The following is a 796-nucleotide window of genomic DNA, read 5'->3' as shown; positions in this document are numbered from 1 at the left end:
TGCCGGGCCGTGATCGACACGGCCGCTCCGGCTTTCATCGCCGCGTTGATGGTCGCGGACCCGTAATAGGCGGAGTCGGCCCGCAGAAGCACCGGGCTCTTCTGACCGGGGAGGCGGGTGATGGTCTTGAGTGCGTCGGCGACGATCCGGGCAGCGCCGCGGGGTGACCCGGATGCTCCCTTCCGCAGGCGTTGGGCGACGATCACCGGGGCGGTGGCGGAAGTGGACACGGTGGCGAGGAGTGCGTTGATGCCGCGGACACCGGAGTATCCGAACCCGGCGCCCTGCTTCTTATGCCCGTGGACCTCGATGATCGTGTCATCAACATCGACGAACACGAAACCGCCGTCAGAGGGGACCGAAACGATCGGCGCTTCCCGGGCCAGATTCACAAGCACCCGGGATGCGACGGCGTCAAGCTGGCGAACATGCCCGAAGGTGAACGACCGCAGGAACGACCCCAACGTCGACGGGGCATAACAGGCGGTAAAGATCTTGCCCATCCCGCCGTGACGCAACAGTGCCATGTCATCGATCGAGTCCGCACCCGCGACCATCCCCGCCACGATCGAGGCGACCTTCAACCCGGCGTTCGCGCCCTTGTCCGTTGGAACGCTCAACCAGGTGTCGGCAAGGCTTCGAAGGCCCGCCTTCTCGGCCAGACGCATCACCGGCAGCAGGCCAGCGGCCGACACGAGGTTCGGGTCATCAAATGATGCGACAGCAGCCCTAGCGGCGTGAGAAACTTGCACCTGCGAGATGCCTTCCTTCTCGGGTCAATAGGTCCTTCAACAAG

At 64.8% G+C, this 796-nt stretch carries 1 protein-coding gene; it reads right to left on the bottom strand.

Going from position 1 to position 796, the window contains the following annotated elements:
• The coding region (locus tag B7R24_RS16855; protein ID WP_116429916.1) for an IS1380 family transposase at nucleotides 1-752 on the bottom strand (752 nt) is incomplete at its 3' end.
• Nucleotides 753-796: the final 44 nt, after the last annotated feature.

This window comes from Subtercola boreus (assembly GCF_003399645.1).
Lineage (GTDB): Bacteria > Actinomycetota > Actinomycetes > Actinomycetales > Microbacteriaceae > Subtercola > Subtercola boreus_A.
Note: the sequence above shows the minus strand (reverse complement) of the source record. Positions and strands in the feature narration are given on the sequence as shown.